This window comes from Psychroflexus gondwanensis ACAM 44 (genome assembly GCF_000355905.1).
GTDB lineage: Bacteria > Bacteroidota > Bacteroidia > Flavobacteriales > Flavobacteriaceae > Psychroflexus > Psychroflexus gondwanensis.
The window spans coordinates 238541-257506 of sequence record NZ_APLF01000001.1 but is presented as its reverse complement, the minus strand read 5'-3'; the positions used below and the strand labels follow the sequence as shown (position 1 = coordinate 257506).

The window sequence follows — 18966 nt, the reverse complement described above, 5'->3', positions numbered from 1 at the left end:
AGTTATGTTTAAAGATACGTACGATGTTATTGTAGTAGGAGCTGGTCACGCAGGAAGTGAAGCAGCAGCAGCAGCAGCAAATATGGGAAGTAGCACCTTGCTAGTGACCATGAATTTGCAGAACATAGCCCAGATGTCTTGTAATCCGGCTATGGGTGGAATTGCTAAGGGGCAAATCCTAAGAGAAATTGATGCCCTGGGCGGATACAGTGGAATTGTTTCGGACACGAGTGCTATTCAATTTAAGATGTTGAATAAATCTAAAGGACCTGCGATGTGGAGTCCAAGAGTTCAAAGTGACCGTATGCTATTTTCACAACACTGGAGAGAGAAGTTAGAACAAACTCAAAACTTAGATTTTTATCAAGAAATGGTTTCTGGATTGATGGTAGAAGACCATAAAGTAGTGGGAGTAAAAACATCACTAGGATTAGAAATCAAAGCTAAAACGGTCATATTAACCAATGGTACATTCTTAAATGGATTAATCCATATCGGTAATAAAAACTTTGGTGGTGGTCGAGCAGGAGAAAGAGCTTCTACGGGGATGACGGCAGAACTTGTTGAATTGGGTTTTGAAGCTGGACGAATGAAAACAGGAACTCCTCCAAGAGTAGATGGAAGATCACTAGACTTTTCTAAAATAGAAGAACAACCAGGAGACGAAAAACCTTGGAAATTTTCTTATTCTAGTGAAACGAAGCCACTCGAGAAACAAAGAAGCTGCTGGATGACTTATACCTCTCCAGAAGTACATAATTTATTAAGAGAAGGCTTTGATAGATCTCCAATGTTTAATGGCGCCATACAAAGCACTGGTCCTAGATACTGCCCAAGTATTGAAGATAAAATACACAAATTTGCGGATAAAGAAAGACATCAAATGTTTGTGGAGCCTGAAGGATGGAATACCGTAGAATATTACGTCAATGGGTTTTCTACCTCTTTACCCGAGGACATACAGTATGAAGCCTTAAAACTAGTGAAAGGATTTGAGAACGTAAAATTCTTTAGACCAGGCTATGCCATAGAATATGATTATTTTCCACCAACACAATTAAGACACACCTTAGAAACTAAACTTGTAGAGGGTTTATATTTTGCTGGACAAATCAATGGAACAACAGGTTACGAAGAAGCAGCCTCTCAAGGTTTGATTGCCGGTATGAATGCCGCCCTTAAAGTACAAGGAGAGGAAGATTTTATACTCACTAGAAGTGAAGCTTACATTGGTGTGTTAATTGATGACCTCATCACCAAAGGCACAGAAGAACCTTATAGAATGTTTACGTCTAGAGCAGAATACAGAACATTATTACGACAAGATAATGCTGACTTTAGATTAACTGCAAAATCATATCACGTTGGTTTGGCCTCTGCTGAACGAATGAAAGTGATGGAGGATAAGAAGAAGAAATCTGAAGCCTTTGTAGAGTTTTTCAAAAATCAGAGTGTTACTACAGATGAAATTAATCCTATTTTGGAAAGTAAAAAATCCTCGAAGGTCGATCAACAAGGAAAGCTTTTTAAAATATTGGCAAGGCCAAATATCGTGATGGAAGATATGCGAAAGTTAGAAAAAGTAGAGAAACATATTACAGAAAACAACTTAGGCAATGAGGTACTTGAGCAAGTAGAAGTGCAAGTGAAATATGCTGGTTATATCGAAAAAGAAAAGCTAAATGCTGATAAGTTAAACAGACTTGAAAATGTAAGAATCCCTGAACATTTCAACTATAATGGATTAAAGTCTATGTCTCTTGAAGCTAGAGAAAAACTGACCAAGATTAAACCTAGAACCATCTCTCAAGCTTCCCGGGTTAGCGGAGTAAATCCGAGTGACGTTTCTGTCCTTTTGGTACATATGGGAAGATAATGTTCCACGTGGAACAATACGTATGGATGTAACAGAAATGAACATAAAAGATGAAGCTTTTACTAAAGAAAGTTTTAAACTCAAAAGGGACAAACTGGGAGTACTAGCAACTCAGCCTAAACCTGAACAGTTGGATAAGTACTACGAATTTAAAGACTATATCTCTCATAAGGAGAAGAGCAATTCCTTTATGGATTTAATTTATGATTTAGTAAAGTCTATGATGTTTAAAAGGAAACTCGAGATTTTAAGACTTAACCACCCGGGAATAAAGTCAGTTCTAGATTTTGGATGTGGTACAGGTGATTTTGTCTCTTATCTCTCAAAAAAAGGGATTAGAAGTACTGGTGTCGAGCCCACACAAAAAGCCTTTGAACAGGCTGAAAAGACTGACATTAAAATCTACAAGGACTTAAATAAGGTTGATGGAACTTTTGATGCTATTACTTTATTTCATGTTTTGGAACATGTTGAAGATTACATTAAGGTACTTGAAAACTTAAAGGCAAAATTAAATTCAGGAGGACTATTGGTTATTGCAGTGCCAAATTATAAATCTTACGACGCCTGTTACTATAAGGAAAAATGGGCGGCTTGGGATGTCCCTAGACATTTATGGCATTTTAAAAAACAAGACCTCTCTACCATTGCAGACCTGCTTAATTTAGAATTAATACAAATAAGGCCGATGTCTTTTGATGCCTATTATATTTCAATGGTTTCCGAATCTTATAAAGGGAACCATAAAGTGAAAGGCTTGTATAGAGGGTGGAAATCCAATCGTAAAGCAAAAATATCTGAAGAATACTCCTCAAATATATTTGTGATGAAAAAGGATCACTAAACCTATCTAGAAATATAAATCGATAATATATTATAAAATGAAGTCAACATTGAAAAAGATTTGCTTGTAATTATTAAATGAAGTAAGAGACAAGCCTTTAAAGCCTATAATTCAAAAATTTGAGGCTTTTGAGCTCATTTAGGTGAATGACATTATTAGATAATATAAAAGCCCTTAAAATTGAAATAAACAGCTCTTTATAAATAAGTTAAAGTTATGGTTATAATATTTCAATAGTTATTTCTTATCATAAATTTTGTTTGAGGGCTCATTTACTTTTTTACATTTGTCAAAATTTAAAACCTTATGAAAAAAATACTATTTAGCTTAACACTAGTGGTTTCACTTATGTCTTGTCAAGGAGAAAAAACGGCTTACGTCGATAACACAGTCTTGATACAAGAGTACAATAAAATGAAAACTACTGAAGCCAGATTTGAGAAAAAGAGTAAAGCCTTGTCGGACGAACTAGATTCTATTGCTGCAATATTTCAACAGGAAGTTCAAGAATTCCAAAGTAACATGAAAAGCATGTCTACTCAGGAAAGAGAAAGACGTCAAGGGGAGTTAGTTCAAAAGCAACAAATGCTTCAACAGAGACAACAGCAAAAAAGTCAGATGCTGAGACAAGAAAGCGATCAGGCCATTGATTCTTTAATTGAAGAAGTCAAAGAATACGTTGGCGAATATGGAAAAGATAAAGGATATGCTTATATCTTCGGTTCTAATGAATCAGCCAACATCATGTATGCTAAAGAAGGCTTAGATATTACAGAAGATGTTTTAGAAGAAATTAATGGTGAAGAAAAAGAAAGTGACTCTACAGAGAAAGAGTCAATGGAAACGGAAAGTACTGAGGAGTAAACCCTAATCCAAATTTGTATAACTATAAAGCCAACTATTCAGTTGGCTTTATTTTTTGTGTAACAGACGAGTCAGTTGAAAAGAAAGGTCTGAAAAAATCATCTTTGCATTCCCATTTCTTTCAATATGGAAACTAGCATCTTCAAGGACTTTGAAGATATCGATAATATTAGCACCGGAGATAAACTCTGAAAACTTATTGAACTTGAATTTGGAGTCATAAGGGGTTAAATAGACCAAAGAGTCAACCTTATAATTACTAAGCAAAGCTTGACGGAAAAACTGAATGCAATAAATCAAGAAACGCTTTTGAGTCTCCCGACTTTCTCTAGAGAGTTGGTCCGACCAGTCTAATAAATCCGTCACCACATGCTTGTTTCCTTTAGCTCTAAAGGCACTACGCACCCAAGTAATAAACCACTTTTCAAAAAGTTCATCGTCTGAGTTATGTTCGGCCAGATGAACAGCTTTGGAGAAACTCCCATCAGCTTGGTGAGCGATTTTAAGGGCTTCTGATTTAGTAAGATTAAATTTAGCCGATAATCCCTTCACAATGTCAGCTTCGCCAATAGGGGGAAAATCTAGACGCTGACATCTAGAGCGAATAGTTTGAAGAATATCTTCAGGTGAATCGGTAATTAGAATGAAGTAAGTATTATTGGGCGGTTCCTCAATCAACTTCAACAGTTTATTGGAGGCGGCTGTATTCATTTTATCGGCGCACCAAATAATCATCACTTTAGGGCCACCTTCATAAGATTTGAGCGATAATAATTTCACAATATGAGCGGCTTCATCGACATTGATGTTCCCTTGCTTTTTCTCAATACCAACTTTTTGATACCAATCATAGAGGTTTTGATAGGGGCTGTGAGATAGAAATGAGCGCCAATCTGTGATAAAGTCTTGAGAATTCGGCTTCTTTGGGGAAGAAGTTGTGTTATTAATAGGATAAACAAAGTGCAAATCAGGATGGGTAAGTTGATCAAAACTTCTAGAAATACGGTCTATCTTTAAAGGGCTGGAGTACTTTATCATCAAAGTCCTAGCGAAAGCAATAGCCATTGGTAAAGTACCAGACCCTATAGAGCCCGTAAAAAGTTGTGCGTGAGCAACACGGTTATTTTCTACACTAGAAACCAGATGGTTTTTGAGGTGTTGTAAGCCTAAGATATCTTCAAATCTCATGTCGCTAAAATAACAAAGCCAGTGTCCATTTGAAAAAATATTTAATTAAATTTGAAACTCATTCATAAAATGAAAATTCATGAAGACAATTGACGATTATAATTTTAAGGATAAAAAAGCATTAATAAGAGTAGACTTCAATGTACCTTTAAATAAGGAGCTTGAAGTAGCAGATAAAAGCAGAATTGAAGGAGCAAAACCAACAATTATAAAAATACTTGAAGACGGCGGAAGTGCAATTCTAATGTCACATCTGGGACGACCAGAAGGCAAGGAAGAAAAATATTCTTTAAAACATATAGAATCTGAGGTTTCTGATGTTTTGGGAGTGAAGGTGAAATTTATTGAAGACTGTATCGGAAAAAAAGTAGAAGAAGCTTTTGAAACCTTAAAACCCGGAGAAATCTTACTTCTAGAGAATCTGAGGTTTTACCCAGAAGAGAAAAAAGGAGATGAAGCATTCGCCGAAAAGCTCTCTAAGCTTGGAGATATTTACGTAAACGACGCCTTTGGCACAGCTCATAGAGCACATGCCTCCACGACAGTCGTTGCAAAGTTCTTTGAAGATAAAGCCATGGGCTACTTACTTCAGAAAGAAATTGAAAGTCTAGATAAAGTTCTAAATTCTAATGAAAAGCCAGTGACTGCAGTTCTCGGTGGAGCTAAAGTATCTTCAAAAATTACTGTGATCGAGAATATTCTAGCTAAGGTTGATCACCTCATCATTGGAGGCGGTATGGCTTTTACGTTTGTGAAAGCAAAAGGTGGTCATATTGGAGAATCTTTAGTTGAAGATGATAAGCTAGAACTAGCCTTAGAGATTTTAAAAAAAGGCGAAGAAAAAAATGTAAAAGTACATTTACCCGTGGATAGTATAGTGACTCAGGAATTTGACAACGATTCTGAGACCAAGATTGAAGATATTACAAATATTACAGAGGGTTGGATGGGATTAGATGCTGGACCACAATCGAGAGACAATTTTGCAAAAGTCATAGCAGAGTCAAAAATAATTTTGTGGAATGGTCCACTAGGCGTTTTTGAAATGGATACCTTTTCTAAAGGAACCATAGCTCTAGGCGAAGCCATAGCAAATGCAACAGAAAAGGGAGCCTTTTCTCTTGTAGGCGGTGGTGACAGTGTCTCGGCAGCCAAGAAATTTGGGTTCGATACTAAAGTAAGCTACGTGTCTACAGGAGGAGGAGCAATGTTGGAAATGCTAGAAGGAAAAAGCTTACCGGGCATTGAAGCTTTAAAATAAAAATAACTCATATTCATTTACAAAGCAATATCTTTAAACCTGATGGATATTGCTTTTTTAGTTTATAACTATGCCTGAACCTTTGTTTACGTATCCAAAAAAGGAGAAACTAAAATCCAGAAAAATAATCAAATACATATTTGAACAAGGTGAATCTATAAAAACTTACCCCATTTTAATTCGATATGTGGAGAATGACCTGGAATATCCACAAGTAGGCGTAAGCGTATCTAAGCGAAATTTTAAAAATGCCGTAGATCGCAATAGGATTAAAAGGCAATTGAGAGAGGCTTACCGATTACATAAAGGTCAATTGACGAATAAAGGTAAAAACCATTCGATTATGATACTCTATATAGGGAAAACTCATTTAGGGTCTGAAAAAATTCACAAAGTAGTACATACTTTGCTAAACGAAATAAAGTAATGATAAAGCGCATAAAACTTGTTGTACTCACTGCTATAATAGCAGTGACTTCTTACGGATTTACAACCTATAAAAACGATTTCTTTGAAATTGCTAAACAGATTGAAATCTTTACAAATCTGTATAAGGAGGTGAATATGAATTATGTGGATGAAGTAAATCCAGCAGACTTGATGAATACAGCTATAGAAGCTATGCTGGAGGATTTAGATCCCTACACTGTGTATTGGAATGAACAGGAAATACAAAATGCCAGAATACGTAACTCGGGGAATTATACGGGAATTGGAGCAGATATCATAAGTAAATCTGATGCTATTCTTATCAAGAATATTATCAAAGCATCCCCTGCAGATAAAGCAGGTTTAAAAATTGGGGATGAAATTCTCAAGATTGGAGATATACAAGTAAAGGACTATAATGAAGATGCCGGAGAGTTGCTAAAGGGTGCTCCAGATTCTGAAGTTGTTTTGGAGTTAAAACGTCATACTACAACTAAGAAAATCACCTTAAAGAGAGGTGTTGTTAACCTAAAAGCAGTGCCTTTTTATAAACTTTTAGAAGATAATACTGGGTATATCGTACTTTCTCAATTTACACGGTCTGCGTCTTCAGAAGTTATTGAAGCCTTTCAGGACTTAAAGACAAAAGGGGCAACTCAAATAGTACTAGACCTAAGAAATAATCCAGGCGGTTTATTATCGGAAGCAGTAAACGTGAGTAATGTTTTTATTGAAAAAGGAACGACAGTCACCTTTACAAAATCGGCTATAGAGAAATATAATCAAACCTACGCAACTCAAAATAAAGCCCTAGATACAGAGATTCCTGTGGCCGTTTTAATTAATGAAAATAGTGCCTCAGCTAGTGAAATTGTTTCTGGCAGCTTACAAGATTTGGACCGTGGAGTAGTAATAGGCAGTAGGAGTTTTGGAAAAGGGCTCGTGCAAAGACCCAAAAAATTAAACTACGGAACACAAGCTAAAATAACGATTTCAAGATATTATACACCTAGTGGAAGATGTATACAGGCTTTGGATTATCTGAATGGGAAAAGCATAAGAAAAAATAAGGATGGATATACGGAGTTCAAGACCAAAAATGGAAGAAGTGTTTACGATGGTGGTGGTGTAAGACCAGATATAGAAGTTGATGTAGAAAAAGAAAGTGAACTGGTAAAAGACGTTATTAAAAAGAACTTGATTTTCGATTTTGCCAATACATATGTTAATGAAAATGAGGGATTAACTCTTGAAAGCTTTAAGATGAATACGAGTATAATAAATGATTTTAAAAAGTTTATTCAGAAAAGAGACTTTGAATTTGAAACAAAAACTGATCAAAAAATCAAAGAGCTTGAGCAGATGGCTACAACCGAAAAGTTCTTAAAATCTATAGAAAGCTCGCTTGTTGAGCTGAAGGAAACCCTCCAAAAGGAAAAAGAAAATCTTTTGGAAGAAGAGTCAGAAACTTTTCAAAGGTTATTAACTGAAGCTATCATTAGAAAGCTTGGCTACGATGAGGCTGTTTACAATTACTATACACGAGAAGGCGAAGTCATCAAACAAGCGATACAAACCTTAAATGATAAAGCAAAATATAAAGAGATTTTAGGATTTTAGAAATAAATGGTCTAAATTAAAATTCAACTTCCCATTAGTTTCATTCCAATATGGGGAATACCATCTTCTAGATATCCTTCACCATCAATTTGAAATCCATGAGATTCATAGAACTTAATTAAGTACTGCTGAGCAGAAATTTTGATGATTGCTTTTGGATAGTTGGCATTGCAAAAAAGTATACTTCTATCCATTAAATCATGTCCTAAATTTAATTTTCTGTGAGTAGCCTTTACAATAACTCTTCCGATACTTAATTCCTCAAAATAAGCTCCTGGAGGTAGTATTCTAGAATAAGCCACTACTGTTTTATCCTCATAGAATAACACATGATAGGCTTTATCATCAAAACCATCTATATCTTGATACACACAGTCTTGTTCAACCACAAAGACTTCAGATCTTAACTGGAGAAGATCATAAACCTGTGTTGAAGTAAGTTTTGAAAAAGGGAGAATTTCTATGGTCATTAATCTTGAACTATAATATTTTTATTATCTGTTTTATTGAATTCAGGTTGAATATTGATGTGATTGATTCCAAATTCAGAAAGAAGTATATCTTCTATGTCTACTAAAATCTTATCAAATTCTGAAAGAGTAATATCCTTATCGAAATCAATTTCGGCCTCTAGGTGTACTTCATCTTCATTCAATTGCCAGATGTGAACATGGTGCATGTTTTTAACGGTCGATAATTTATTAATTCGAGCCACAATGTCTTCAATTTCAATAGTACTAGGCGTAAAAAGCATTAAAACTTTAAATGAATTTTTAAAAAGTTGTAAGCCTACAAAAATAAGATAGATAGCAATAGCCGCCGTAAGTAGACTGTCCAGCCAATAGACCTCATAATACTTCATTAAAATACCACCAACAAGAACAGCTACAGAAGCCAACATATCGGTAAGTAAATGAAAATAGGCAGAAGCAATATTCATATTGGACTTTCTATCTTTTAAAAGAAGTAAAACGCTAAAACCGTTGCCAATAATGGCTACCGCAGAAAGCCAAATCACAAGAGTGGAATCGATAACTTGAGGATCTAAAAATCGTACAACAGATTCTTTAATAAGAATAATAGCTATGATAACAAGACTGGCAGAATTAACAAAGGCAGCAATTATTTCTGCCCGTTTATAACCAAAGGTTTTATTGGAAGTTGCACTCTTCTTGGCATATTTTGAAGCTACATAACTGATGATAAGAGATACAACATCTGTAAAATTATGAAGAGCATCAGAAAGTAAAGCTAAACTCCCACTAATAATTCCACCTATAATTTGCGCGACAGTAATTCCTATATTGAGGAATATAGAAACAAGGAGATTGGTTTGTGACCTTTGGTGTGAACGGTTATGACTCAAAATAAACTAATGACAAGCAATTTTATTGACTCTAAGTTGATGACGACCACCTTCAAAAGGAGTCTTCAAAAATACTTTTACAAAATCTAGAGCTTCTTCTTCAGAAACAAATCTTGATGGAATACTCAACACATTAGCATTATTATGCTGTTTGGCTAAAGCTACCAACTCACTAGTCCAGCAAAGTGCAGAACGTATCCCTTGGTGTTTATTGGCAGTCATGTTGGCTCCATTACCACTTCCACAAATAATAATTCCTAAATTTGATACTCCATCTTCAACATCTGTAGCAACAGGGTGAACGAAATCAGGATAATCCACGCTAACCTCAGTATTAGTACCATGGTTATGTACTTCAATATTTTGAGACTTTAGATAGCTTACAATCTTATTTTTATAAGACGTCCCAGCATGATCATTGCCAATTGAAATTGTCATAAGTATATAGTTATAAGGTTGGAAAACAAAGTTAAGGTTTATTCAATAAAAAAATCTTGATATAAACAAGATAAAAGTTAACCTATTGTTTCTAAACGTGTTGTAGACATAAATAATACTTATCCATAAATTGTGGAAAACTTTGTATTTGTATCAGTTTGTTAGACTTCAAATTTAAAGATAATGTGGATAACTTATGTAAAAAAAGTGAGGGCATAATTAGGTATTTCAAATCAAAAAATCAGATAGACAAAAATGTGATTTAACAAAATATTTTGAAACTTGTTTTCGAAAAAGTTTTGCGTTCAGTAAAGAAAGTTTTCCACACTTATTCACAAAAAACTTGTTAGTAGAAACCTGTGGAAAGTAAATAATAAACTGTGGATAACTTTATAATAGGTCTGTAAAAATCAAGACTTTAAATACTAAAGATAGGGACAGGAAATTGTGAATAAACTAGATTTAGTTAGAATCAAAATTTAATAAGAAAAAGTTTTCCAGTTGTACACGGACAATAATAGTCATCATGTTTAATTTAAATTTTAAAAAAAATAATGATGATTAATATATAGTGTGGATAACTTTAAAAATAGAAAAAATAATAAATAGATTTTAAGTGAAGAATAATGAGGGATAGATTTAAATTTAACTCGGGATATTAAACAATATGAAGATGGTTTTCAAAATTATAATCTTCAAGGATTTTTTTAGCTTCCTTTAGATCTTCTGGATGTACTTTTAAAAAAATACCACCAAGCGCGTTAGAATAAATGGGATAACACCAATAACGGTTTCATTTTGAAAGAAGAATCTAATGTCTTCTTTTTCGAGCAGTAGTTTTAAAACGGTATATTCGTGAGGATAGGTGAAAACGGCTAACTGAATAAATTCATTCATATTTTTATTCTAAAAGTAAGAAATAAAGTTAGACTTGATAAGAAGTTTAGTTGAGTTTTATGCTTTATTGAAGGGAATCTAAAGCCACACTAATAGGAGAAACCAATTCAGCATCAACAGAAGTAAGTTGCTGATCTAAAAATAATTTAATGTATATATATATCAAAAAGAATCCTACCAAAAAAATCAGTAAAAAAGCTATATATATTTTGGTAGTTTTTGACATATTGAATATAAAGATGTCAAATTTATAAAATATTTAACAATTGACATTAAATTAAAGCTAATAAATAGAAAATTTAACATTAATTAATTGTTAAATCATTAGTGTTGTGGACTTAACAAAGATTTAGTACAGCAATTCTAGTTTCAAATTATATTATCTTACTTTTAACCAAGATTATATTAAATATTTATGAGTAAAAAGAAAAAAGGGAAAAAGCCCTTCCAGTCAACACCCGATCGGGATGGAGGCTTATCAAAGCAAATTTTAGACCTCTTCAAAAAACAACCAGAAAAAGGATTTGATTTTAAATACATCCTAGAAAAGTTAAAAATTGACGATACTAAGACTAGAAATTCTGTTATTCGTCTATTAGGACAACTAACTGCTAAAGGCCAATTAAAGCATATTGAAGACAAAAAATTTCAGTTCGCGGCTATAGATGACTTTCATACCGGAATTATCGATATGACGTCTCGTGGAGATGCTTATGTGGTGGTAGAGGATATGGAACAAGACGTCTATATTTCAAACAAGAATTTGAATCACGCTTTGGATGGGGATGAAGTTAAAATTTACGTCTTCAAGAAAAAAGAAAAATCCAAGTCAGAAGGCGAAGTTATTTCTATACTTACGCGTTATAAAACCGATTTTGTAGGAGTTTTACACAAGCAGGAGAAATTTGGTTTTGTTGTCGTGGGTAATTCAAAAATGTACACCGATATTTTTGTGCCCAATGACAAAATGCACGATGCCAAAGATGGACTTCTTGTAAAAGTGAGGATTTTACAATGGAAGGACAAAGACGATTCACCAAAAGGAGAGATCACAGAAGTTCTTGGAGTTCCTGGAGAACACAATACAGAAATGCATGCCATTTTAGCGGGCTATGGTTTACCAGAACAATTTCCAGCCGAAGTAGAAGAATTTGCTAATGGTATAGATACCAAAATTCATTCTTCAGAAATAAAGAAACGAAGAGACCTAAGAGATACCCTCACCTTTACCATAGATCCTGCAGATGCCAAAGATTATGATGATGCCTTAAGTTTCAAAAAAATGAGCAATGGTAATTATGAAATAGGGATTCATATTGCCGATGTTGCACATTACGTTCAGCCAGGAACTATTTTGGATGAGGAAGCCTACAACAGAGCAACTTCTATTTATTTGGTAGATCGTGTGGTGCCTATGCTACCAGAAATTTTATCGAATGGAGCTTGTTCCCTTAGACCCAATGAAGAAAAATACACCTTTTCAGCTTTATTTGAATTAACGCCAAAAGGAGATGTGAAGAGTGAATGGTTTGGAAGAACGGTGACCTATTCCGATGCGCGTTTTGCTTACGAAGAAGCTCAATTTGTTATCGATTCTGAAGATAAACACATTCCAGCAGATATATCGTTGTCTAAGAAAGCCTACGACATCCAGCCAGAATTAGTTGACGCTATAACGACGTTAAACACCCTCGCCAAAACCATGCGTAAAGAGCGTATGAACCAAGGCGCTATTTCTTTTGATAAGGTGGAAGTTAAATTCCATTTGGACGAAGACAATAACCCTAAAGGGGTCTATGTGAAAACAAGTCAGGATGCGAATAAATTGATAGAAGAATTTATGCTTTTGGCCAATAGAAAAGTATCTGAATTTATAGGGAAACGCAAACCCCCAAAAACCTTTGTGTACCGTTGCCACGACGAACCTCAAGAGGACAGATTGGAAGCCTTAAATACAGTAGTATCCAAATTTGGATATACTATCGATTTTAAAAATAGAAAGAAAATTGCCAGTAATCTAAATAGTTTATTGGAAGATGTAAAAGGTAAAAAAGAACAAAATCTTGTAGATACGCTTACCATAAGAACTATGAGTAAAGCCTACTACTCTACTCAAAATATTGGGCATTATGGCCTTGCTTTCGACTTTTACTCTCATTTTACATCGCCGATAAGACGTTATCCAGATGTCATGGCTCACAGACTTTTACAACGCTATATCGATAAGGAACAAAGCGCGAGTGAAACGGAGTATGAAGAGAAATGCAAGCACTCTAGTGAGATGGAAAAACTAGCGACCAATGCAGAGCGAGATTCCATTAAATACATGCAAGTCAAGTATATCCAAGACCAAGAAGAAACCGAATATAAAGGGGTTATTTCTGGTGTAACAGATTTTGGAATCTTTATTGAAATCTCAGATAACAAATGCGAAGGGATGGTCCGACTAAAAGATATTTCGGATGATCACTACGATTTTAACGAAGAACATTATGCTATTATAGGACGTCGCACCAAGAAGATGTATCAACTTGGAGACGAGGTGTACGTTCGCGTTAAGAAAGCAGACTTAGTGAAAAGAACTATAGATTTTGAACTGCTAGGTTCTGTTGAAGAAGTGGCCATAGAAAACGAATTGTAGGAGGAGTAAATTTTTTAAATAGGACTTAAAAAAAACCAACAATATAAAACCTTTTATAGATTTATAAAGAATAATTTGTCATCTAGAACCTACCTGAGAGTCTTCATAGGTAGGTTTATTTCAATTTTTTTTCCTTGCCTTAAATGGTTTTAACCATTAAATCTTTATTTTCTATATATAGCCCACGGTTTTAACCTTGGGCTATAAGAATGTAAGGAAAGCTTAACCGTTTAAACGGTTTTAAAATTAATCCATTTCCACACTCATCTAATAAATATAGATACGTACCATTTTTAACCCACGGTTTTGACCGTGGGCTATAAGAATGTAAGGAGAACTCAATTTTTTTTTCTTTATTCTGATTTTGCCTTTACTAACCTGAATGTTTATAGATACATTTCTTAACGCTTTATGATCCAAGACGATAAAGATGAATAATTAAAGTCAGATTTTAAAAGTAGATCAGCAGCTTAAAGGCGGTGATGATTTATTCTATAATATCTAATAAATTCTTAAGAAAACAAGAGAGAATTTAGCTACCAAAAGAAATACCTTATATTTAAAATGTCTTGTTAACATTTTTATCTATTTATAAAAATAACCAGTTTACACCTATTCTATTATGGCTAAAAGAACCTCAGTAAATGACATTAAAGACATTGAAGATCTAGATAATTTAGGTGAAATTGTAAAAGATAAACGCAAGCATAAACGGAGTGTTGATAAAAAAGAACGTCGAAACCGGCATTATTTTAAGCTATTGATAAAGCAACAAGTTACCCATCATGAAGATGAGGAATCTTCTTTATAAATACTTACATAAAAGATCATTCAATATCCACATTCATTCTTCAAGTCGATTTTGTTATGCTGAACTTGTTTTAGCAACCTATCTGGACATCAAAAATCTACACTAACCAAAAGAAAACCTGAAACAAATTCAGGATTACGTCTATGACACTTTAGGGATATTTAAACAGGATAAAATCCTAAATGTTGCCCGATTTTATTGTTTAAAATAAAGTTAGTATTGATACATTATCATCTTTCCAAAACCTCAATCTCCAAGTTTTACAAGATTAAAGCAGTTGTTCAATAACAAATGAATTGCCATTAAACGACACCTCATCACCCACTGTTTTACCCATAAGTAATTCTCCAATTGGTGTGCTAGGTGAAATGGCATAGAAGCTATTGTCACCACCCTTTAGAGCCCCTATGCTAACGGCTATAAAGTAATGAGCTTTTGAGGTGTACACCAGACTCCCTAAGCCCACTAATGTTGGTTTCTTTTCGATATTTATTTTAGAGAGCGCTGTTCTCAGTTTGTTGATTTCAGCCAGTTGTCGACCCGCTTTTTCACGCTCTAGTTGAAGCATAGCTCGTCCAGTTTCATGCTTATCACCAGCGCTACTTTTGGTTTCTGAAAGCAGGCTGTTTTGGATATCTGAGATGTGACGTTGAATGCTTTTAAACCGTGCATCCACAAGTTGGACACACTGGTTATATAAGTCCTGTTTGGTGCTCATATAGGATTGTAATTTTAGAATTTAGTCGCTTTTACTTCAGTCGTAAATAGGAGGTAAAAGTGGATAAATATAATATAGTCTGTACGATAAATTAGAGTTCTATTTTTCTTGTGATAATAAATTAGGGATAAACTAAGAACGAAAAACCAGAATTGCGTTAAGCCGTTGATATAGTAACTCATCATCCAGTAAGAAAAGGAAAATTACGGTTCATCCTAATAATCTAACCATTCATAGAATGCTCTTGACTTAGCTAAGGTTGATTAGACATATTTGCTTTTATAAACTAAAAAAACAAAGCTTATCAGAATCTATAAGTGTCTACTATTCAGTACCAAAACACATTAATTCGTCATTTAAAAGTTGTATAAAGTCGAATTTTAATCGATCTTTAACTTAAAATAAAAATCATGAAAACAATCAGCTATTTATCAATTTTAATCTTGTTTGCTATGCAGTCCTACGCGCAATCAGAAAATAAAGTTGACTTGACACTCGAGTTTGAAGCTACAGAATACGACACTGGTAGTATTTTATTTGCCCTTTTTAATTCTGAGGACAGCCACATGGAAACAAACTATAAAGAAGTTTCTTCCATATTAAAAGACAGTAAAGCTAAAATTGTTGTAGAAAATATACCAGAGGGATTTTACAGCTTCTCTTATTTTCATGATGTGAACGGTAATGGCGAATTGGATAAAAACATGCTTGGTATTCCCAAAGAACCTTATGGATTTTCCAATGGTCAACAAGGTAATTTTGGACCACCAAATTTTCAAGAATCTAAAATTGAGATTAAATCCGATACGATCATTCAACTCAAAATAAAATAAGAATTGTAAAATACTACCTATTTTTAACAAGACTATGATCTTAAGTTTTAACGCAAACGCTAAAACCACAATTTCAGCAAAGTTTTTAGAACGCTTATTTTGTTTTCGTTTATTAAGGCTCAATTCACCTTCCTAAGCCAAAACTCAATTTATAGATCAGTATGAGGCTTTGCATAATACAACAATTCAGATAGACTAGCTCTTAATTGATGACCCACTGTTTTCGATTATATTTACCCTGGTTATTCTTTAACTTCCATAGTGGAATGAAGCATAGCCTGTCTAGTTTTATGCTTATCACCAGCGCTACTTTTGGATATCTGAGAGGTGATATTGACTGCTTTTAAATCGAGAACAAGCTGGACACTTTGGCTATATAAGTCCTGTTTGGTGTTCATGTAGGATTGTAATTTTTGGATTTAGTCACTTTTATTTTGGACGTAAATAGTAGGTAAAAGTCGATAAATATTATATGGCCTTTACAATTAATTAAGGGTAACTAAAGAATCTACAAGTATTCACGAACCAATTTGTCTCGCTAGAATTCTTTTTAGTAATGGCAATCGAAACGTGTATATTTTGCTATTCAAGTTTCAAAAGCAAGCTATTTTAAAGGGGTTGACAAGTTTTACTATCTTTAAAGCTTCGATTCTAAAAATATCCAATCCATGAAAACCCTTATTTACGTCACTATTTTGCTAATGGCTTCACTGTCTAGTGCGCAAACCTTCAAAACTTTAGAAAACAAAGAGAAACTGACCAAATATGAGGGTTTTTTCGATTTTTGGTATTCTGAAAAGGAGGATAAGATTTATATGAAGGTTGAACGGCTCGACCAGGACTTCCTTTATGTGCATTCACTTACGACTGGTTTAGGCTCCAATGACATTGGTTTGGATCGAGGACAGCTTGGGGGAACAGCTATCGTAAAGTTTAAACGTGCTGGAAATAAGTTGTTATTGGTTCAGCCCAATCAAGATTATAGAGCCATTACGAATGATAGCTTGGAGCGCCGAAGCGTTGAACAAGCTTTTGCCAAATCTGTTTTGTATGGTTTCAAAATTGAAGACGAAAGTGATAAAAGTTTTCTTATAGACCTCACTCCTTTTCTAATGGAAGATGCTCACGGTGTTTCTAGACGATTGAAACAACAAAAGCAAGGAACTTATAAATTGGATAAAAATAAAAGTGCACTAGCCATGCTCCGAACCAAAGCTTTTCCTAAAAATACAGAATTTGAAGCTTTGCTTACCTTTTCGGGCGATCCCGAAGGTGGAAACATTCGCTCAGTTGCTCCAGATGCCTCTAACTTAACGGTCACCCAACACCACAGTTTTGTCCAGTTGCCAGAAGAAGGCTATAAAAAACGCGAATTTGACCCTAGAAGTGGTTCTATTTTTATTTCCTATCAGGACTATGCAACGCCAATTTATGAGCCGTTGACTAAGCGGTACAGCATTCGCCATCGCCTAGAAAAAAAGAAGCCCAATGCGGAAATGAGCGAAGCTAAAGAACCTATTATTTATTATTTGGATCCTGGAACACCCGAACCTGTAAGGTCTGCTTTGTTAGATGGTGCCAAATGGTGGGATCAGGCCTTCGAAGCGATTGGTTATAAAAATGCTTTTCAAGTCAAGATACTTCCAACCGATGCTGATCCTATGGATCTTCGTTATAACGTAATTCAATGGGTACACCGTTCCACTCGTGGTTGGAGCTATGGTGCCAGTGTTGTTGATCCGCGTACAGGTGAAATTTTAAAAGGTCATGTAAGTTTAGGTAGCCTCAGGATTCGTCAGGATTATATGATCGCACAGGCTTTAATGAATCGACCTTTTGAGATTTCCGATGACAATTACCAACCTATGTTAGAGATGGCTTTAGCACGTATCCGGCAGTTGGCTGCTCATGAAGTTGGTCATACACTTGGCTTTGCACATAACTTTTCGGCCAGTGCAAACGGTATGACGAGCGTTATGGATTATCCACATCCAAAACTGAAATTAAAAGATAACCAAATCGACTTCTCTCAAGCCTACGATACCAATATTGGCAAATGGGACAAGGTCACCGTTGCTTATAGTTATGGGGAAAGTGGCACCAACCAGACTGAAAAACAATACTTGGATGCTATTTTAAAACAAGCCGAAGCTGATGGTTTGCAGTTTATAAGCGATGCTGATGCGCGACCTCAAGGCGGGGCGCATGCCTATGCTCATTTGTGGGATAATGGCAAAGATATTTCTGAAGAGTTAAATCGTGTTTTAGAGCTCCGTAAAGCAGCCATTTCTAATTTTTCAATAGATAATATCAAGTCTGGCGAACCGTATTCAGTTTTAGAAGATGTTTTTGTCCCGTTATATTTTTTCCATCGCTATCAAACAGAGGCCACCGTTAAACTTATTGGCGGTTTGGATTATAATTATACAGTCAAAGGCAGTAACTTAAAACCTGTTGAGAGGATTTCAAAATCCGATCAGAAAAAAGCCCTTAGAACGGTTTTAAATACGCTCGATGCCGAAACTTTGGCCATTCCAGAACGAATTTTAGACCTGTTTCCACCCCGCGCATTTGGTTACTCCAGAAGCCGCGAATCTTTTAAAAGCAAAACGGGGGTTAGCTTTGATGCTTTGGGAGCAACGGCTACAGCAAGTGATATGAGCTTAGGTTTATTACTAAACTCTGAGCGCGTCAACAGATTAATCCAGCAGAAATCTTTAGAAAATTCAAATTTAGGTTTGGAAGAAGTTTTGCAGGAATTGGTAAAAAACACGATTGACCAACAACACAATTCTGCTTATTTGACTGAAGTCCAAAATACCATCAATTTTAATGTATTAAAGCACCTGATGAATCTTTCAGCCAATCCAGGAAGTATTCCACAAGTAAAAGCCCTTGCAAATAAAACCTTGCAGGGATTGAAAGACAGATTTAATAAGTCTGACTCTGCAGTTGCACTGGAAATGTCGTACCGTATCGATCAGTTTATGGACGAACCAGAAAAGTTTAAGGTGATTCCTTCACCGAAAATTCCAGATGGCAGTCCAATTGGGAGCTTTCAATGTTTGAATAGATGATTTTGAATAATAGAAAGCAAAAAAACAAAATTTTTTAATTTGTAATGTTGAATTTGATAAAAAATAATAAAAGAGAGAATGGACATAAGTACCACAAAAATAA

General features: G+C 34.8%; 17 protein-coding genes. 10 read left to right on the top strand and 7 right to left on the bottom strand.

Annotation, left to right across the window (positions count from 1 at the left end; genetic code table 11):
• Positions 1-4 precede the first annotated feature (4 nt).
• From mnmG to PGOND44_RS01205, 3 genes are all read left to right on the top strand, one after another.
• Positions 5-1876, top strand: coding sequence for a tRNA uridine-5-carboxymethylaminomethyl(34) synthesis enzyme MnmG (mnmG, locus tag PGOND44_RS01215; protein ID WP_003435049.1), 1872 nt, complete (start codon positions 5-7; stop codon positions 1874-1876).
• 22 nt (positions 1877-1898) lie between these two features.
• Entirely contained in the window at positions 1899-2720 is an 822-nt protein-coding gene (locus PGOND44_RS01210) for a class I SAM-dependent methyltransferase (protein WP_003435046.1), read from the top strand.
• A gap of 306 nt (positions 2721-3026) precedes the next feature.
• Positions 3027-3584, top strand: a complete 558-nt coding sequence (locus tag PGOND44_RS01205) for an OmpH family outer membrane protein (protein WP_003435040.1) — start codon at positions 3027-3029, stop codon at positions 3582-3584.
• 48 nt (positions 3585-3632) lie between these two features.
• Here PGOND44_RS01205 and PGOND44_RS01200 read toward each other — a convergent pair whose 3' ends face one another.
• Positions 3633-4772: a DNA polymerase III subunit gene (locus PGOND44_RS01200; protein ID WP_003435037.1), complete on the bottom strand. Its 1140-nt coding sequence runs from the start codon at positions 4770-4772 to the stop codon at positions 3633-3635.
• 79 nt (positions 4773-4851) lie between these two features.
• Here PGOND44_RS01200 and PGOND44_RS01195 point away from each other — a divergent pair, with 79 nt between their 5' ends.
• The 3 genes from PGOND44_RS01195 to PGOND44_RS01185 all read left to right on the top strand — a co-directional run bounded on the left by PGOND44_RS01195 (position 4852) and on the right by PGOND44_RS01185 (position 8082).
• Entirely contained in the window at positions 4852-6033 is a 1182-nt protein-coding gene (locus tag PGOND44_RS01195) for a phosphoglycerate kinase (protein ID WP_003435034.1), read from the top strand.
• A gap of 70 nt (positions 6034-6103) precedes the next feature.
• Complete coding sequence (gene rnpA, locus PGOND44_RS01190) at positions 6104-6460, top strand: ribonuclease P protein component (RefSeq protein WP_003435031.1); 357 nt, start codon at positions 6104-6106, stop codon at positions 6458-6460.
• The gene (locus PGOND44_RS01185; protein WP_003435029.1) at positions 6460-8082 is read left to right on the top strand and encodes a S41 family peptidase; all 1623 of its coding nucleotides are present in this window, start codon (positions 6460-6462) and stop codon (positions 8080-8082) included. The genes rnpA and PGOND44_RS01185 overlap by 1 nt, the downstream gene beginning before the upstream one ends.
• Positions 8083-8105: 23 nt before the next feature.
• On the opposite strand, the gene PGOND44_RS01180 is transcribed toward PGOND44_RS01185, so the two are convergent.
• From PGOND44_RS01180 to PGOND44_RS01165, 4 genes are all read right to left on the bottom strand, one after another.
• On the bottom strand, positions 8106-8552 hold the full coding sequence (locus tag PGOND44_RS01180; RefSeq protein WP_003435023.1) for a GNAT family N-acetyltransferase: 447 nt from the start codon (positions 8550-8552) through the stop codon (positions 8106-8108).
• On the bottom strand, positions 8552-9448 hold the full coding sequence (locus PGOND44_RS01175) for a cation diffusion facilitator family transporter (RefSeq protein WP_003435021.1): 897 nt from the start codon (positions 9446-9448) through the stop codon (positions 8552-8554). The genes PGOND44_RS01180 and PGOND44_RS01175 overlap by 1 nt, the downstream gene beginning before the upstream one ends.
• Before the next feature lie 6 nt (positions 9449-9454).
• Positions 9455-9886, bottom strand: a complete 432-nt coding sequence (gene rpiB / locus PGOND44_RS01170; protein ID WP_003435018.1) for a ribose 5-phosphate isomerase B — start codon at positions 9884-9886, stop codon at positions 9455-9457.
• Between the two features lie 738 nt (positions 9887-10624).
• Positions 10625-10783, bottom strand: coding sequence for a hypothetical protein (locus tag PGOND44_RS01165; RefSeq protein WP_003435014.1), 159 nt, complete (start codon positions 10781-10783; stop codon positions 10625-10627).
• A gap of 415 nt (positions 10784-11198) precedes the next feature.
• Here PGOND44_RS01165 and rnr point away from each other — a divergent pair, with 415 nt between their 5' ends.
• On the top strand, positions 11199-13424 hold the full coding sequence (rnr, locus tag PGOND44_RS01160) for a ribonuclease R (protein ID WP_003435011.1): 2226 nt from the start codon (positions 11199-11201) through the stop codon (positions 13422-13424).
• Between the two features lie 622 nt (positions 13425-14046).
• The gene (locus tag PGOND44_RS01155; protein WP_003435009.1) at positions 14047-14235 is read left to right on the top strand and encodes a hypothetical protein; all 189 of its coding nucleotides are present in this window, start codon (positions 14047-14049) and stop codon (positions 14233-14235) included.
• A 268-nt stretch (positions 14236-14503) separates the two neighbouring features.
• Here the strand turns inward: PGOND44_RS01155 and PGOND44_RS01150 are convergent, their stop codons facing one another.
• The gene (locus PGOND44_RS01150; RefSeq protein WP_003435006.1) at positions 14504-14953 is read right to left on the bottom strand and encodes a hypothetical protein; all 450 of its coding nucleotides are present in this window, start codon (positions 14951-14953) and stop codon (positions 14504-14506) included.
• Positions 14954-15363: 410 nt separating this feature from the next.
• Between PGOND44_RS01150 and PGOND44_RS01145 the strand changes: the two genes are divergently transcribed.
• A complete protein-coding gene (locus PGOND44_RS01145) occupies positions 15364-15786 on the top strand; it encodes a DUF2141 domain-containing protein (RefSeq protein WP_003435003.1) in 423 nt (140 codons plus the stop codon).
• A gap of 242 nt (positions 15787-16028) precedes the next feature.
• Here PGOND44_RS01145 and PGOND44_RS15495 read toward each other — a convergent pair whose 3' ends face one another.
• Positions 16029-16184, bottom strand: coding sequence for a hypothetical protein (locus PGOND44_RS15495; protein WP_155943776.1), 156 nt, complete (start codon positions 16182-16184; stop codon positions 16029-16031).
• A gap of 270 nt (positions 16185-16454) precedes the next feature.
• Between PGOND44_RS15495 and PGOND44_RS01140 the strand changes: the two genes are divergently transcribed.
• Positions 16455-18863 (top strand): zinc-dependent metalloprotease, encoded by a 2409-nt coding sequence (locus PGOND44_RS01140; protein WP_003435001.1) that lies wholly within the window; start codon positions 16455-16457, stop codon positions 18861-18863.
• Positions 18864-18966 lie beyond the last annotated feature (103 nt).

Excerpts from the sequence above, each read along its gene's own strand:
- PGOND44_RS01145 (WP_003435003.1), top strand. The coding sequence starts at position 15,364 with ATGAAAACAATCAGCTATTTATCAATTTTAATCTTGTTTGCTATGCAG.
- PGOND44_RS01155 (WP_003435009.1), top strand. The coding sequence starts at position 14,047 with ATGGCTAAAAGAACCTCAGTAAATGACATTAAAGACATTGAAGATCTA.
- rnr (WP_003435011.1), top strand. The coding sequence starts at position 11,199 with ATGAGTAAAAAGAAAAAAGGGAAAAAGCCCTTCCAGTCAACACCCGAT.
- PGOND44_RS15495 (WP_155943776.1), bottom strand. The coding sequence starts at position 16,184 with ATGAACACCAAACAGGACTTATATAGCCAAAGTGTCCAGCTTGTTCTC.
- rpiB (WP_003435018.1), bottom strand. The coding sequence starts at position 9,886 with ATGACAATTTCAATTGGCAATGATCATGCTGGGACGTCTTATAAAAAT.
- PGOND44_RS01210 (WP_003435046.1), top strand. The coding sequence starts at position 1,899 with ATGGATGTAACAGAAATGAACATAAAAGATGAAGCTTTTACTAAAGAA.
- PGOND44_RS01185 (WP_003435029.1), top strand. The coding sequence starts at position 6,460 with ATGATAAAGCGCATAAAACTTGTTGTACTCACTGCTATAATAGCAGTG.
- PGOND44_RS01165 (WP_003435014.1), bottom strand. The coding sequence starts at position 10,783 with ATGAATGAATTTATTCAGTTAGCCGTTTTCACCTATCCTCACGAATAT.
- PGOND44_RS01150 (WP_003435006.1), bottom strand. The coding sequence starts at position 14,953 with ATGAGCACCAAACAGGACTTATATAACCAGTGTGTCCAACTTGTGGAT.
- rnpA (WP_003435031.1), top strand. The coding sequence starts at position 6,104 with ATGCCTGAACCTTTGTTTACGTATCCAAAAAAGGAGAAACTAAAATCC.
- PGOND44_RS01195 (WP_003435034.1), top strand. The coding sequence starts at position 4,852 with ATGAAGACAATTGACGATTATAATTTTAAGGATAAAAAAGCATTAATA.
- mnmG (WP_003435049.1), top strand. The coding sequence starts at position 5 with ATGTTTAAAGATACGTACGATGTTATTGTAGTAGGAGCTGGTCACGCA.
- PGOND44_RS01205 (WP_003435040.1), top strand. The coding sequence starts at position 3,027 with ATGAAAAAAATACTATTTAGCTTAACACTAGTGGTTTCACTTATGTCT.
- PGOND44_RS01180 (WP_003435023.1), bottom strand. The coding sequence starts at position 8,552 with ATGACCATAGAAATTCTCCCTTTTTCAAAACTTACTTCAACACAGGTT.
- PGOND44_RS01200 (WP_003435037.1), bottom strand. The coding sequence starts at position 4,772 with ATGAGATTTGAAGATATCTTAGGCTTACAACACCTCAAAAACCATCTG.
- PGOND44_RS01140 (WP_003435001.1), top strand. The coding sequence starts at position 16,455 with ATGAAAACCCTTATTTACGTCACTATTTTGCTAATGGCTTCACTGTCT.